This window comes from Paraburkholderia sp. BCC1885 (genome assembly GCF_900996235.1).
In the GTDB taxonomy this organism is placed as follows: Bacteria; Pseudomonadota; Gammaproteobacteria; order Burkholderiales; family Burkholderiaceae; genus Paraburkholderia.
Map to the genome: position 1 here is coordinate 97,297 of NZ_CAAJGM010000241.1, position 15,720 is coordinate 113,016.

The following is a 15,720-nucleotide window of genomic DNA, read 5'->3' on the forward strand; positions in this document are numbered from 1 at the left end:
CGCGCGCCTCGCCGCAGCGAACCTTGATACGACGCCGCCGGGCCGCATGCTTTTACATGCGGCCCGGCGGCATTTTTACGTCGTCAAAACCCGCGGTATCTTCACGGCGGCGGCATCCTCACGACATATCGAGCGGCTTCACATGCCAGATATTGCGTGCATATTCGCCGATCGTGCGATCGGACGAGAACTGGCCCATGCCGGCCACGTTTTCGATCGCGCTTTCGGTCCACGCGCGCGGATTGCGGAAGCGCTCGTCGACTTCCTTTTGCGCCTCGGCGAATGCCGCGAAATCCGCCAGCACCATGTAGTGATCGCCCCAGTCGACCAGCGTGTGGAAGATGTCCGCGAAGCGCAGCGGATCGTCGGGCGAAAAGAAGCCCGAGCGAATCTGGTCGAGCGCCATGCGCAATTCGGGGTTTTCTTCGTAGAGCTGGCGCGGACGGTAACCGGCGGCGCGCAAGCCGTCCACTTCGTCGGCGGTATGGCCAAAGATGAAAATATTCTCGCGCCCAACCGCGTCGCAAATCTCGATGTTCGCACCGTCCATGGTGCCAATGGTCAGCGCGCCGTTGAGCGCCAGCTTCATGTTGCCAGTGCCCGACGCCTCGGTGCCAGCCATTGAAATCTGTTCGGACAAATCCGCCGCCGGAATGATCAGTTCGGCCACGCTCACGCCGTAGTTCGGCACGAACACCACCTTCAGGCGATCGCCGATCAGCGGGTCGTTGTTGACCTTTTCGCTCACATCGCCGATCAGCTTGATGATGGTCTTGGCCATCCGGTATGCGGAGGCCGCCTTGCCCGCGAACATCACCACGCGCGGCACCCAGTCGCGCTGCGGATTCTCGCGAATCTGGTTATAGCGCGTGATCACATGCAGCACGTTCAGCAGTTGCCGCTTGTATTCGTGGATGCGCTTCACCTGCAGATCGAACAACGCCTCCGGGTCGAAATGGACCTTCGAATGATGTGCGAGATGCTGGGCGAGGCGCAGCTTGTTCTGCCGCTTCGCTTCGCGGAAGGCATCGATGAACGCGCTGTCGTTGCGCAGATCGCGCAGCTTTTCGAGTTCGAACAGATCGCGGCGCCAGTGCGTGCCGATCTGCTCGTCGATCAGCAACGATAGCGACGGGCTCGCCTGCGCGAGCCAGCGGCGCGGCGTGATGCCATTGGTGACGTTGGTAAAACGATCCGGGTAGATGCGCGCGAAGTCGGCGAAGATGTCGCGCGTCATCAATTGCGAGTGCAGCTTCGAGACGCCGTTGACCTTCTGGCTCGCCACAATCGCGAGGTAGGCCATGCGCACGCGCCGCTGACCGTATTCATCCACCAGCGAAATGCGCCGGATCATTTCGGCGTCGTGGCCCGACTGTTCGCTGACGTGCTTGAGAAACTGCGCGTTGATCTCGAAGATGATCTCGAGATGGCGTGGCAGCAGGCGCGCCAACGTCTCGACATCCCACGTTTCCAGCGCCTCGGGCATCAGCGTGTGGTTGGTGTAGGAGAACATCTGCTGGATCTGGTGCCACGCCTTGTCCCACGGCACGTGATGTACGTCCACCAGCAGGCGCATCAGTTCAGGAATCGCCAGCACCGGGTGCGTGTCGTTCAGATGCACCGCCACCTTTTCGGCAAAGCGGCCAAACGTGCTGTGGGTGCGCTGATAGCGGCGGATCAGGTCCTGCATGGTCGCCGAGACGAAAAAATACTCCTGACGCAGGCGCAGTTCGCGGCCGGCCGGCGTGGAATCGTCGGGATAGAGCAGGCGCGAGACGTTTTCCGACATCGTCTTGGCATCCACGGCGCTGCGGTAGTCGCCGCGGTTGAACGCGGACAGGTCGAGCTCCTGCGAGGCCCGCGCGGACCACAGGCGCAGCGTGTTGGTCGCGCTGGTCGCGTACCCAGGGATGACCGTGTCATAGGCCATGGCGTTGACATGCTCGGTGTCGATCCATTCGACGTGCTCGCCGCGTTGCACCGTGCGGCCGCCGAAGTGAACCAGATACTGGATCTCCGAGCGCGGAAACTCCCACGGATTGCCGGCGCGCAGCCAGTAATCCGGCGCCTCGACCTGCTCGCCATTGACGATCTGCTGGCGGAACATGCCGTATTCGTAACGGATGCCGTAACCGAAACCAGGGATGCCGAGCGTCGCCATCGAATCGAGGAAGCAGGCCGCGAGGCGCCCCAGCCCTCCGTTGCCGAGCGCGGCATCCGGTTCCATATCGGTCAGGACTTCCATGTCGACGCCAAGGCTGGCCAGCGCCTCGCGCATCGGCTCGTAGATGCCGAGCGCCAGCAGCGCGTTGGTGAAAGTACGGCCGATCAAAAATTCCATCGACAGGTAATACACGCGCTTCACGTCCTGCTCGTATTGCAGACGCGTGGTTTTCATCCAGCGTGCGACCAGACGGTCGCGTACCGCGAGCGCCGCGGCGTGCAGCCAGTCGTGTGGACGAGCGGTGACGGCGTCCTTACCGACACCGTACATCATGCGATTGGAAATAGAGCGCCGTAGCGCATCGACAGTACTGTTGAGCTGGTCGAACTCCAGATCCACGGCTGTCATTGAAGCCTCCGGTAAGTGCGACACAGCACACGCGAACCGCACAGTTGACGGACGGGAGGCGCGTGCCTGTCAGGCGGGTAAATATGCAGAGTAGGACATTTCCGAGCCTCCTGTCATCCGGAACTCGGACCCTCGATACTGCGCGAAACTCGCCCCGCGCGGGGAGATAAATGCCCGTGTGGGGTACGTCCGGCACAGATACGGTGCAGGCACGCCTTCATCCACCTGCCCGCCTGCACAAGTTTGGCGGAGGAAGAAGGCACGGATGCGACCAAGCGGACTGCACACGCACGTGGCGCGCCTGCCTGCGTTATCGTGGTCGAACGGCTGTCGGGATGGACGCATGATTCATGCTCGCTGTATTTGCTATCCGAGGGCGAAGATGCTCGGAGGCGGCGGCGAGGATTGACCGTTAGTTGCGTTTTTTTCATGCCATCGCGCCGCCAATATCCGCTGTCTCCGGCGCCGTTGCATTGCGCGCCCCCGCCCTGCGCGGCTGCCAGCAGAATTTTCCGGGCTCTGTAACAATCTCCTTAACTCGTCGCGCGCCGTATGCGTCCGTCCGGTCGGCCGTTGCCGGCACGCTCGATACAAGTAAGCGGACTGTCGAGTCTGCGTCACCCCGCTTTATCCTATTAATCCGCGCGATCGCATCGATCCCGCGAGGCGCTCGCCTACCGCCTCGGGGAGCCCGCGCCACCCGTCGAGCCAGCCCTTGTCCGCGAAGACCCCGCTCCCCTCCGACACCGCCCCTCCCGGCGATGGCCCCATGTCCGCCAGCAATCGCCGCGCGATGGCGGCCCTGACGCTGGCCGTCGCGCTCGCCACGCTCGACACGGCCATCGCCAATACCGCGCTGCCGGCCATCGCCGCCGACCTGCACGCCGCGCCCGCCGCCTCGGTGTGGATCATCAACGCCTATCAGCTGGCGATGGTCGCCACCTTGCTGCCGCTCGCGGCACTCGGCGAGATCGTCGGCCACCGGCGCGTCTACATCGCAGGCATCGCGCTGTTTACGCTGGCATCGCTCGCCTGCTCGCTGTCCGGCACGCTGCCGCTGCTGGCCGCGGCGCGGATGCTGCAGGGCTTGGGCGCAAGCGCAATCATGAGCGTCAATACCGCGCTGATCCGCTACCTGTTCCCGCCGCATCGGCTGGGGCGCGGCTTGGGACTCAACGCGCTGGTGGTGGGGGTGTCGTTCGCGGTCGGCCCGACGGTGGCCTCGCTGATTCTCTCGATCGCCACCTGGCCGTGGTTGTTCGCGGTCAACGTGCCGCTGGGCGTCGTCGCGCTGGCGTTCGCCCTGCCCGCGCTGCCGCAAACCACGCGCGGCACGCATCACTTCGACCGCGTCGCGGCGCTGCTCAACGTGATCACGTTCGCCGCGCTGATCTTCGCGCTCGGCGAGGCCGCGCAGCGCGAGCCCGCCCTATATGTGCTGGGCGCGGCGGCGGTGGCCGTCGTCTTCGGGCTCTTGCTGATGCGGCGCGAGGCCGGGCATCCCGCACCGATGCTCCCGGTCGACCTGTTCAAGCTGCCGGTTTTCGCGTTATCGGCGGTAACCGCGGTCTGTTCCTTCGCGGCGCAAGGTCTCGCGTTCGTTTCGCTGCCGTTCTATTTCGAGGACGTACTGCATCGCAGCCAGGTGGAAACGGGTTTTCTGATGACGCCGTGGCCAGTGGTCGTAGCGCTGGCGGCGCCCTTTGCCGGCCGCCTGTCGGATCGTTATCCGCCGGGCCTGCTGGGGGCGGCCGGGCTGGCGGTGTTAGCCGCGGGGATGGCCTCGCTCGCGCTCTTGCCGGCGCATCCGCAAGTGTGGGATATCGGCATCCGGATGGCGGTCTGCGGCGCGGGGTTCGGGTTTTTCCAGTCACCGAACCTGAAGGCGCTGATGGCGAGCGCGCCGCCTGAGCGCAGCGGCGGCGCGAGCGGCATCATCGCCACCGCGCGCCTGCTCGGCCAGACGACGGGCGCGGCGCTGGTGGCGCTGAGCTTTGGTATTGCCGGCCGGCATGGACCGGCACTGGCGCTGGCGACCGGCGCGGTGTTCGCGGGCGCGGCCAGCATTGCCAGCGGCTTGCGGCTGCTCGCGCCGTCGCACCGGGCGCCGGCGAGTGCGCCCTCGTCGACGCGGTGATTTGCAACGATGCCGTGAGCGTCTAAGGGATAGACCCGGCGCGCCTGGGTTACGGCCGCCGGATTACGCCCTCTGGGTTAGGCCCTCTGAGTCACGCTCTCAATGCGCGGCGAAGTAGCCCTTCACCGCGGTCAGGAAGGTATCGATGTCCGCCCGCGAGACGTCCATATGCGTGACGAAGCGCGACGCGTACAGCATTTGCGTGAGGATGCCGCGTTCCTTCAGCCACGCTTCGAGTGGCGCGCAATGCTGCGACGGAAACTGCGCGAACACCATATTGGTGGCTTGCGACAGCACCTTGACCTGATCGATCTGCGCGAGCCCTTCGGCCAGATGTGCGGCGTTGGCGTGATCGTCGGCGAGACGTTCGACGTTGTGATCAAGCGCATACAGGCAAGCCGCGGCCAGCACGCCGGCCTGACGCATGCCGCCGCCCAGCACCTTGCGCCAGCGATGCGCGCTCACCAGCAAGTCCTTGCTGCCGACCAGCACCGAGCCCACCGGCGTACCCAGCCCTTTCGAAAAGCAGATCGACACCGAATCGAACGGTGCGCACAGCGCGGCCAGCGGCTGGCCGGACGCGACCGCCGCGTTGTAGACGCGCGCGCCGTCCAGATGCGTGGCCAGCTTGTGCTGACGCGCGAGCTGCACGGCTTCGGCCACATAACCCGCCGCCAGCACCTTGCCGCCGATCGTATTCTCCAGCGCCAGCAACCGCGTGCGCGCGAAGTGATCGTCGAGCGGTTTGATGACCGCGGCGATCTTTTCAAGCGGCAGCGAGCCGTCAGCGGCATTTTCAATCGGCTGCGGCTGGATGCTGCCCAGCACGGCGGCGCCGCCGCCTTCGTATTTGTAGGTATGCGCCGCCTGGCCAACGATGTATTCGTCGCCACGCGCGCAATGCGCCATCAGCGCAGCCAGGTTGCTTTGCGTGCCGCTCGGGAAAAACAGGCCCGCTTCCTTGCCCGCGCGCTCGGCAACGGCAGCTTGCAGATGCAACACGGTCGGGTCGTCGCCCCAGACGTCGTCGCCGGTTTCGGCGGAGGTCATGGCCGCCAGCATGGCCTGACTCGGACGGGTGACGGTATCGCTACGCAAATCGATCATCTGACATTCCTGTGTGAGAGCGCCTTGGCCGGGGAGCCGTGTTTGCTCGTCCCCGGCATGCGGTGGCGGCGCATGAATCAGCGAGTGTATTCAATTACGAGGGCGCTGAAAACCATACGAAAATCCGCGCCTCCCGCACACCGCGTCTCGTCACACTCAACCGCCCGTTCGCGGCAGCCATGTGAGCGGATCGACCGGGTGGCCGTCCTGGCGCACTTCGAACTGGATGGAGCCGACGCCCCGGCTATCCGCGCCCACCGAGCCGATCACCTGGCCTTGCGTGACGGCGTCGCCTTCCTTGACCAGCAGCGCGCTGTTCTGGCCGTAAGCCGTGATCAGCGAGTCGCTATGCTTGATGATGATCAACGGCCCGTAAGCCTCGATGCCGCTGCCCGCATACACGACGCGTCCCGCCGCCGCGGCCTTGACCGGATCGCCGACCCTGCCGCCAATCACAATGCCCTTGCTGCTACCCGGGATGAAAGACTTGAGCACCGGCCCGCGCAGCGGCCAGTTCAACGCGCCCTGCTGGGCGACCGAGCCGCCCGGCGGCGCAGGTGGGATGGTGCCCACCGGCGGCGGCGCGACCCTCAGCACCTGGCCCACACTGACGCTGGCATTGGGCTGCAGGCCGTTCCAGCGCGCCAGGTCTTGCGGATGCTGGCCGTATGCAGCGGCGATGCCCGGCAGCGTATCGCCGGGATTGACGCGGTAATAACCGGCGGCTACCTGCCCCGTCGGTACGTTCGTCTGATAGCTCCCCGATGCGCCGTTGTAGGACGAGGAGTTATCTCCGCCCCACGGCGAGATCGTGCATCCGCTCAACGCGGCCGCGACCGATACCGTAATCAGAAACAGTGAAGCTGCACGTTGCGACTTTTCTGTCATATTTAATCCCCGGCACGTGAGTCGATCAATTTTCAAGCTCAAATTTCAAACACTTCCCTCGGACTCGACCACGAGAATGCGCGCTTCGCCCAGCGGATGCGCGACGTGCTCGGTGCCGATCGAGGCGAAAAACACATCGCCCGTCTCCAGTAGCACGGAACGCTCCTCCCCCGCTTCGCGATAGCGCATCTCGACCCGGCCGTCGAGAACGGCAAACACCTCTTCGCCGTCGTTGACGTGCCACTGGTACGGCTGATCCGTCCAGTGCAGCCGTGTGGTGATGCCTCGCATGTTGGCGATATCGAGTGCGCCCCACGGACGCTCGGCGGTAAATGCCCTGCTGCGGATAATCTTCATGATGAACGAAATGCCTGGCGGATCAACGAAGCTAAATCATCGTGCTGCACCGCCCGGAAGCGGCCGCGCAAGCCGCGCCAGACCGGCTCGCGCACTGCACCGAACACGCTTCCCGGCAAGTTTTGCTCGTGTCACCATTATAGGGCGCGCCCTCCACGCGCCGCGCTTCGCGGAACCCCGCCGCGCACGGCCGTATTTCGTGTGAGCATTGAATCCCTCCTTGCCTCGCCTATACTGGGTTTTGCTGACGCAACATACAGAAGGCGATTCGCTCGCCGCCATGCACTGTCCGTGAGGAGTTCGGGGATGAACAAAGCCATGTTTCTGGCCGTGCAGTTAAACGTCGAAGATGTCGCCGCATCCCCGGGGTTGGTCGAGTTACTCAACACTCACCTCGTGTTCGCCGCAGACGTCGCCGAAGCGGCCGATGCCCTTGTCCAGCTTGCCAGCATTGCCCGTCTCGCGAGCGGCGTCGAAGCGAGCGTCGAGCTTCCCGCTGTGGCGCTCGAACGACTGCGCGAAGCGCTCGACAATCTGAGCGGCTACGACGAATCGTGGCTGCTCGCGCTCGAACCCAGTAGTTCGCTTTTCGAAAATATCGGGCGCCGGCATCGCACATTGCACTGATTCGCACTATTTCGCACTGCTGCGGGTTCGCGGCCCGCGTCGCTCTGCCTCTCGCTTTCGTTCATCGCACGCACCGCCTTGGCCCGGCATGCTTCAACGTCGGCGCCGCCTGACGGTAGCGGGCGAGCCTTTCTGAGGAACTGCCGTGAAAAGTCTCCTGAACCGACGCAGTGCATTGCTTGCCACTGGCCCATCCCACCTCGTCCCGGTGGCCCACGATCACACGGCCGCCGCCCCCGACGACCCTGCCGCGTCTCTCACGACGGCGCCGGCAAGCGAGGCCGCCGAGACGACCGAGACCGTCCGTCCGGTAACCACGTTGCGGCCCGTACCGGTGGTGCCGTCACAGGTCAGCGGCAGGCCTGTCCAGATGGCCGACACCACCGAGGTGGAGTGGCTCGCCGAGGAAGAAGCGTTGACGCCGTTCCGCGTGTTCCGGAGCTTCGATTACTCGGTCAGCCTGTTGTTCCATGCGCGTGAACTGGCGTATTACGTGGCCATGTATCAGGAAGGCGTTCTGTGGCGGGCCTTGAAAGCTACGGAGCTGGAAGTGGCCGAGGCCGCTTTTCACCACTTTGAAGAACAGGCCACGCGTTTGTCGGACGGCGAAACCCGCCGCGCTCAACTCGCGGCGCAGAATGAACAGCTCGCGCGGATGATCGCGCAATCGGAGGCGCAGGCAGAACGTTTGCGCTGCGACCTGCAGCGCAACGCCACCCAGGAACAGGCAGTGACGGGCCGGCAGCATCAGGTACGCAAGGAGGTCGCGCAACTGGAGGCGCAGCGGGTAGCGGCGCAGGCGCAACTGAACAAGGCGCATCGGCAGATTCATCAACTCAATCTGACGAGCAACGAGGGCGTGCCGCATTTGCCTGGGCGTTGAAGCTCGCTTTGATGGCGCAGCTTACCGCCGCGCTGGTGCGCCAAAACAAACAGCCCGGCCATCCATTGCGGATGGCCGGGCTGTTTGATTCAAAGTCCCGATAAAGACCTGACTAACGCCAGACTCAGGACCAGTTGGCGTGGAAGCTGCCTTCCTTATCGACACGTTCGAAGGTGTGGGCGCCGAAGAAGTCACGTTGCGCCTGCACCAGGTTGGCCGGCAAACGTTCCGAGCGATAGGCGTCGAAGTACGCCACCGCCGACGCAAACGCCGGCACCGGCACACCGGCCTTGATGGCGGCGATCACCACGTCGCGCAAGGCGGACTGGTAGTTCGAGGCGATATCGTTGAAGTACGGATCGAGCAGCAGGTTGGCGATCTGCTTGTCCTTCGAATAGGCGTCCGTGATCTTCTGCAGGAAGCGCGCGCGGATGATACAGCCCGCGCGGAAGATCTTGGCGATGGTGCCGAAGTCCAGATCCCACTTGTATTCCTGCGAGGCCGCGCGCAACTGCGCGAAGCCTTGCGCATACGAGATCACCTTGCTGAAATACAGCGCGCGGCGCACCGATTCGATAAATTCGGCGCGGTCGCCGTCGAACTTGTGCTCCGGTCCCTTGATGACCTTGCTTGCCGCCACGCGTTCGGTCTTCAGCGACGACAGCACGCGCGCGAACACCGACTCGGTGATCAGCGGCAGCGGCACGCCGAGGTCGAGCGCGTTCTGGCTGGTCCACTTGCCGGTGCCCTTTTGCGCGGCGCGGTCGAGGATCACGTCCACCAGATCCTTGCCCGTTTCGTCATCTTTCTTGCTGAAAATCTTCGAGGTAATTTCGATCAGGTAGCTGTCGAGCTCGCCCTTGTTCCATTCCGTGTAGACCTCGCCCAGTTCCTTGTTCGAGAGGCCCACCACTTGCTTGAGCACCGCATAACTTTCGGCGATCAGCTGCATGTCGCCATACTCGATGCCGTTGTGCACCATTTTCACGAAATGGCCGGCGCCGTCCGGGCCCATGTAGGCGACGCACGGTTCGCCATCCGGCGCCTTGGCGGCGATTTCCGTGAGGATCGGGGCAACCAGGTCGTAGGCGTCGCGCTGGCCGCCAGGCATGATCGACGGGCCTTTCAGCGCGCCTTCCTCACCACCCGACACGCCCGTGCCGATGAAATGCAGGCCGGCCTTGGCCAGTTCCTGGTTGCGGCGGATCGTGTCGGTGAAATGGGTGTTGCCGCCGTCGATCAGGATGTCGCCCTTTTCCAGCAGCGGTTTGAGCGAGGCGATGGTGTCGTCGGTGCCGGCGCCAGCCTTGACCATCATGAGAATGCGGCGCGGTTTTTCCAGCGACTCGACGAATTCTTCCAGCGTGTAAGTCGGCACGAGCTTACGGTCGGGATACTCTGCGATCAGTTCTTCGGTTTTCTCGCGGCTGCGGTTGAATACGGACACCGCATGGCCGCGGCTTTCGATGTTGAGTGCCAGATTGCGGCCCATGACCGCCAGCCCCACTACGCCGATTGCCTGTTTGCCCATTTGAATTCTCCAGATTCCAGATTGTCGTGACGCCACGCCGGAATTGCCGTCGGCGGATGTCGAGGATGAAAGCATAAAAGAAATGCCCGATTGCCGCTCGCTAGCGGCCCTCCCGGGCTCAGGTCTTCCTTCAGACCCGCTTCGCGCACTAGCGTTTCGTGAGCACCAGACTGAAATTGTTGGCCGGCATCTCGACCGGCTCCCCACACGCGAAACCCTGCGCCTCGCCGAGCGCCACCACGGCTTCCATATTGCGCACGCCGAAGGCGGGATTGCGGCTGCGCAACTGCTGATCGAAGGCTTCGTTGCTCGGCGCCGTGTGCGCGCCGTGACGCCGGTACGGCCCATACAGATACAGTACACCGCCGCTGCCCAGGAGGCGCCCCGCGCCGTCGAATAATGCCTGGGTCGCCGTCCACGGCGAGATGTGGATCATGTTGATGCAAATGATGGCCTCGGCCGCATCGACGCCCCAAGGCGTGCGCTCGACGTTCAGATCGAGCGGCGCGCGCACGTTGCTCAGGCCGGTCTCGGCGGTCCACGCGGCGATCGAGGCGCGCGAGCCGGCGTCGGGGTCGCTCGGCTGCCAGACGAGTTCAGGCAGCGCCGCCGCGAAGTGCGTCACGTGCTGGCCGGTGCCGCTGGCGATTTCGAGCACGAGGCCGCTCGCAGGCAGCACACGCCGCAGGACAGCGAGAATCGGCTCGCGATTACGCTCGGCGGCGGGGGCATGCTGGCGCTGCGAAGGATCGGATGAGGTCATGTTCAATCAAGGGCTCGGGCGGATTCACTCGCCCCTTGCTGGATGCGCGGTCGGCTTGCCATTATCAATGATCCGAGACCGATATGGCGAGCGATGGCGTCGACGGGCGAGAGTTGGCGGTTCGTGATCCATCTCACCGGCGGCGCCCTCCCCGGACTTGTGGGCATCCAATCAATCCAGCGCAAGGCGCGCGGCTAGCGCCGTCAGCGTCTGCGCGCACGGCGCCGCTACTTTCAGAGACAAAAGAGGATCGGCGCGCGTGCGGCCCAGATTGATCGCGGCAATCGGCTTGCCCATCTGCTGCGCCCAGACGCAGAAGCGATAACCCGAATAGACCATCAGTGACGACCCGACTACCAGCACCGCGTCCGCCGCCTCGAGTGCGCGGGTGGCGTCGTCGACGGTCACGCGCGGCACGTTCTCGCCGAAGAACACCACCGCGGGTTTCAGCATGCCCGCGCAATTCGGACAGGCCGGGATGCGAAAGCCGCCCAGATCGTGCCATTCGAGGTGCGCGTCGCCGTCGGCGGCGGGCTCGGCCACGACATCGAGCAACGCCGGGTTGTCGGCTTCGAGGATGTGCTGGATGGCCGCGCGGGCATGCCGCGTGCCGCAATCCAGACAGGTCACCGCGCCGATGCTGCCGTGCAGCTCGATCACCTCGCTGCTGCCCGCGCGCTGATGCAGGCCGTCGACGTTCTGCGTGACGAGCCTCGGCACATGGCCGGCCGCTTCGAGCCTGGCCAGCGCGCGATGGGCGTCGTTCGGCTGCGCCTCGGCCACCACCGGCCAGCCGATCATGCTACGCGCCCAATACCGCTGACGCGAGGCGAGCGAGCCGAGAAACTCCTGCAGGGTGATCGGCGGCGAGCGTTTCCACTCGCCGTTCTCGTCGCGGTAGCCGGGAATGCCGGAGTCGGTGCTGATGCCCGCGCCGGAGAGCACGAAAAGCCGTGGGTGGCGCTGCACGAAATCATGCAGTTCGTCGAGCGCGGGGGTGTCGAGCAGGGCGGGCTGGAGATCGGTCATGAGCGCGGACGGTTGCGGCGGCCCTTGGGCTGACGCGCCTGCCACTCGGCAAGCGCGGTCGCGTAACGCTCGAGCGCGTCGTCGTAAAGATCGAAGACACAGGGATTGCAACCGCTCTGACAGCAATCGTCGAGGCCGGGCCGCACGGGCGGCAGCGGGCGCGGATCGTCGGGCGGCTGGTCCTGCTGCGGCCTGGCGCGCGATGTGTCCTTCGGCAATGCTTGCGGCACGGCTCTATCCGGGTGACAGGGAACGGTCAGTATAAGTTGATCCGCCGCGTGGCGTGCGGCGTGAGCCACGGCCACGGCCGCGCCCCCACGCGTCAGCCGCGCCCGACGAACGGCATCTTGCTCGCCATGATGGTCATGAACTGCACGTTGGCGGAGAGCGGCAGCTCCGCCATATGCAAGACCGCGTCGGCGACCAGTTCCACATCCATCAGCGGCTCGATCGCGATCTCGCCGTTGGCCTGCGGCACGCCGCGCGCCATCCGCGCAGCCATGTCGGTGGCGGCATTGCCGATGTCGATTTGCCCGCAGCAGATGTCGTACTTGCGACCGTCGAGCGAGACGGATTTGGTCAGCCCGGTGATGGCGTGCTTGGTCGACGTGTAGGCAATGCTGTTCGGACGCGGCGCGTGGGCCGAGATCGAGCCGTTGTTGATGATGCGGCCGCCCTGCGGCGTCTGCGTTTTCATCAGGCCAAAGGCCGCGCGCGTGCAGAGGAATACGCCGGTCAGATTGGTGTCGACGACCGCGCGCCAGTCCTCCACGCTCAACTCGTCGATCTCGACCGGCGGCGCACCGCGTCCGGCGTTGTTGAACAGCACGTCGAGACGGCCGTAGTGCTGACGGATTGCGTCGAAGAGCGCCGTGACGCTCGCCGCATCGCCGACGTCGCACGCCACCGCGAGCGCGTCTTCGCCACGCTGCCGTGCCTCGTCGGCGAGGGCATCGAGCGGCGCCTGGCGGCGTCCGGTCAGCACCACACGATAGCCGTGCTGGAGCAGTCTGCGCGCCGTCGCGAGTCCAATGCCGCTGCCCGCGCCTGTTACCAGCGCCACCTTGTTTGTAGCCGTCACAACGTGTCTCCTTGCAAATGCGCCATGAGATGAATCGCGTCCGACAACGTACCACGTCTGCGGCGACGACGGCAGTGAAGTCCGCAGCGGACTCGGCCTGGTTTCCCGTGGCGGGCTGCCGCCAGCGCAAGGCTCTCGCATGCGGACCGGGAAGATTTCCCGCCGCCGCCCCCCCCTTCTGCTACCCCGACGGCGCGTGTCGATTAACCACACGCACTCAAATACGCGATTGCGGAATTTATTTGTTATGTTATAACATCTCGCAAATCGTCTCCGGACCCGCCCGCCACGCGGCGCGACACACCGGCTGCGGCAAGAGGATTCACCACCCGCACAACAAGAATATGAAACATCACACACTCATTTCGCGCGCCGCCTTGCTGTTGTTCGCGCAGACGGTATCCCTGCATGTCCTCGCCGCGTCGGCGGGTGCTCCCGTGACAGGCACCGTCACCGATACGCAAGGGCATGCGCTTGAAAACGCCGCCGTCTCGATCCAGGACGCCGACGGCCACACGCTCGCGCAAACCCATACGGGCCATGACGGCGGCTTTGTGTTGCCCGACGTGCAGCCCGGCACGTATGCGGTCACGGTCGGTGCGGCGGGGTTCGGCGCCAATACCAGCATCGCCACCGTCGACGGCGGCACGCCTCATCCGCTCAAGGTGGCGCTCGAAAAAGGCAGCGCGATCGACGTCAACGTCCAGGCGCAGCGCCTCAACGTGGCCCGCAACGGCCTGCAACCGGATGTCGGCGCAAGCGTCTACCGTTTCACGCAGGCGGATATCCAGAACCTGCCGCAAGGCGACGAGACACCGATCAACCAGGTGCTGCTGCAGGCGCCGGGCGTCGCCAACGATTCCTACGGACAACTCCACGTGCGCGGCGACCACGCCGACCTGCAATACCGCATCGACGGCATCATCATTCCGGAGCCGATCAGCGGCTTCGGCCAGTCGCTCGACACGCATATCGTCGATCAGGTGAACCTGATCACAGGCGCGTTGCCGGCGCAATATGGCTATAAAACCGCGGGGATCGTCGATATCACGACGAAATCCGGCGACCTCGGCAACGGCGGCGCAGTCGACGTATACGGCGGCAGCCATCAGACGCTGCAAAGCAGCGCCGACGTCTACGGTTCGCAAGGACCACTAAGCTATTTCTTCACCGGTACGTTAGGCGAGAACAACCTGGGCATCGAAGCGCCGACTTCGGACGGCAGTCCGCTGCACGACCATACGCGTCAGGGCAATGCCTTCGGCTATCTGTCGTACATCATCAACCCGCTGACACGCGTGACCTTGATGGCAGGCACGGCCGCCAACCAGTTCCAGCTGCCGAATACGCCCGGCCTGCCGACCAATTTCACGCTGGCCGGCCAGACGGGCTTCAATTCCGCCGACCTCAACGAAACGCAATCGGAGCTGAACAATTTCGCCGTGCTGGCGCTGCAGGGCACCAACGGCGGCGCGCTCGACTATCAGGTATCGCTGTTCACGCGCTATACGCGAACCCAGTTCAATCCCGATCCGATCGGCGATCTGATGTTCAACGGCGTGGCATCGACGGATTTCCGCAGCAATCAGGCCGAAGGCGTGCAGGCCGATACGACCTTTCGGCTCAACGACTCGCATACGCTGCGCGCGGGCGTGTGGGTCGAGCAGGAACATGCGGTGTTCAACGACAGCGTCGCCGTGTTTCCGACCGACGCCAACGGCAACCAGATTTCGAATGTCCCGTTCAACATCAACGACTCCGGCGCGAATACCGGCTATCTGTACAGCGCCTATGTGCAGGACGAATGGAAGCTCACCAGCAAACTGACGCTGAATTACGGTCTGCGTTATGACGGCATGGCCGAATTCGTGCACGCGAGCCAGTTGAGCCCGCGCATCGGCCTGGTGTTCACGCCGACCAATGCGACCACGCTGCACGCCGGTTACTCGCGCTATTTCACGCCACCTGACTTCGAACTGGTTTCGCAGTCGACGGTTTCGCGTTTTGTTGGTACTACCAATCAAAGCGAGGTCAGCAAGGATAGTCCTGTCCAACCCGAACGCAGCCATTATTTCGACGTGGGCGTGACGCAGCGCCTGACGCCGGCCCTCACGGTCGGGCTCGACGCGTACTACAAGATCGCCTCGAATCTGCTCGACGAAGGCCAGTTCGGCACTGCACTCATCGAGACGCCGTTCAACTATCAGTACGGGCGCGTCTACGGACTCGAATTCACTACCAATTACAAGCAAGGCAACGTCTCCGCGTATCTGAATCTCGCGTATAGCCGCGCTCAGGGCAAGGACGTCGATTCCGCGCAGTTCAACTTCGGCGCGGCCGAACTCGCGTTTATCGCCAACAACTGGGTGTTTCTCGACCACGACCAGCGCGTGACCGCGTCGCTCGGCGCGGCTTACGAACTCGGCAAGACGACGTTTACGGTGGATGCGATCGTCGGTAGCGGCTTGCGCAGCGGCTTTGCCAACACGGACAAGCTGCCCTGGTACGGTCAGCTCAATCTGGCCGTCATCCAGCATTTCGACGAGCCGGTGGTCGGCAAATTCGAAGCCCGCCTCGTGCTGATCAACGCAATCAATAGCGTGTATGAATTGCGCGACGGCTCGGGGATCGGCGTCGAGGCGCCGCAATTCGGTCCGCAACGCGCCATTTACGCCGGGCTCACAAAACGGTTCTGATTTTTACTGGCTTTAGCAGGGCCGTGGCAGGAAATCGAAGGAGTTAGAG

13 protein-coding genes are annotated in these 15,720 nt (G+C 64.2%); 4 read left to right on the plus strand and 9 right to left on the minus strand.

Features of this window, described 5'->3' with window-relative positions:
• Positions 1–118: 118 nt before the first annotated feature.
• Entirely contained in the window at positions 119–2,572 is a 2,454-nt protein-coding gene (locus FQ755_RS30715; protein ID WP_144159990.1) for a glycogen/starch/alpha-glucan phosphorylase, read from the minus strand.
• Between the two features lie 769 nt (positions 2,573–3,341).
• Here FQ755_RS30715 and FQ755_RS30720 point away from each other — a divergent pair.
• On the plus strand, positions 3,342–4,709 hold the full coding sequence (locus FQ755_RS30720; RefSeq protein ID WP_144159993.1) for an MFS transporter: 1,368 nt from the start codon (positions 3,342–3,344) through the stop codon (positions 4,707–4,709).
• A 99-nt stretch (positions 4,710–4,808) separates the two neighbouring features.
• Here FQ755_RS30720 and ltaE read toward each other — a convergent pair whose 3' ends face one another.
• From ltaE to FQ755_RS30735, 3 genes are all read right to left on the minus strand, one after another.
• Positions 4,809–5,816: a low-specificity L-threonine aldolase gene (gene ltaE, locus FQ755_RS30725; protein WP_144159996.1), complete on the minus strand. Its 1,008-nt coding sequence runs from the start codon at positions 5,814–5,816 to the stop codon at positions 4,809–4,811.
• 156 nt (positions 5,817–5,972) lie between these two features.
• The gene (locus FQ755_RS30730) at positions 5,973–6,704 is read right to left on the minus strand and encodes a peptidoglycan DD-metalloendopeptidase family protein (protein ID WP_144159999.1); all 732 of its coding nucleotides are present in this window, start codon (positions 6,702–6,704) and stop codon (positions 5,973–5,975) included.
• 45 nt (positions 6,705–6,749) lie between these two features.
• Positions 6,750–7,061, minus strand: a complete 312-nt coding sequence (locus tag FQ755_RS30735; RefSeq protein WP_144160002.1) for a cupin domain-containing protein — start codon at positions 7,059–7,061, stop codon at positions 6,750–6,752.
• Positions 7,062–7,367: 306 nt separating this feature from the next.
• On the opposite strand from FQ755_RS30735, the gene FQ755_RS30740 reads away from it, so the two are divergent.
• Together FQ755_RS30740 and FQ755_RS30745 are read left to right on the plus strand one after the other, a co-directional pair.
• The gene (locus FQ755_RS30740; RefSeq protein ID WP_144160005.1) at positions 7,368–7,688 is read left to right on the plus strand and encodes a hypothetical protein; all 321 of its coding nucleotides are present in this window, start codon (positions 7,368–7,370) and stop codon (positions 7,686–7,688) included.
• Between the two features lie 145 nt (positions 7,689–7,833).
• A complete protein-coding gene (locus tag FQ755_RS30745; RefSeq protein ID WP_144160008.1) occupies positions 7,834–8,571 on the plus strand; it encodes a DUF2968 domain-containing protein in 738 nt (245 codons plus the stop codon).
• 124 nt (positions 8,572–8,695) lie between these two features.
• Here FQ755_RS30745 and gndA read toward each other — a convergent pair whose 3' ends face one another.
• The 5 genes from gndA to FQ755_RS30770 all read right to left on the minus strand — a co-directional run bounded on the left by gndA (position 8,696) and on the right by FQ755_RS30770 (position 12,975).
• Positions 8,696–10,102, minus strand: a complete 1,407-nt coding sequence (gndA, locus tag FQ755_RS30750) for an NADP-dependent phosphogluconate dehydrogenase (protein WP_144160011.1) — start codon at positions 10,100–10,102, stop codon at positions 8,696–8,698.
• A gap of 148 nt (positions 10,103–10,250) precedes the next feature.
• Entirely contained in the window at positions 10,251–10,865 is a 615-nt protein-coding gene (locus tag FQ755_RS30755; protein ID WP_144160014.1) for a DUF938 domain-containing protein, read from the minus strand.
• Between the two features lie 171 nt (positions 10,866–11,036).
• Positions 11,037–11,894, minus strand: a complete 858-nt coding sequence (locus FQ755_RS30760) for an NAD-dependent protein deacetylase (protein WP_144160017.1) — start codon at positions 11,892–11,894, stop codon at positions 11,037–11,039.
• Complete coding sequence (locus FQ755_RS30765) at positions 11,891–12,124, minus strand: oxidoreductase-like domain-containing protein (protein WP_260858935.1); 234 nt, start codon at positions 12,122–12,124, stop codon at positions 11,891–11,893. Before FQ755_RS30765 ends, FQ755_RS30760 begins: the two co-directional genes overlap by 4 nt.
• Before the next feature lie 92 nt (positions 12,125–12,216).
• Positions 12,217–12,975, minus strand: coding sequence for an SDR family oxidoreductase (locus tag FQ755_RS30770; protein ID WP_260858936.1), 759 nt, complete (start codon positions 12,973–12,975; stop codon positions 12,217–12,219).
• 344 nt (positions 12,976–13,319) lie between these two features.
• Here FQ755_RS30770 and FQ755_RS30775 point away from each other — a divergent pair, with 344 nt between their 5' ends.
• A complete protein-coding gene (locus FQ755_RS30775; protein WP_144160023.1) occupies positions 13,320–15,671 on the plus strand; it encodes a TonB-dependent receptor in 2,352 nt (783 codons plus the stop codon).
• Positions 15,672–15,720 lie beyond the last annotated feature (49 nt).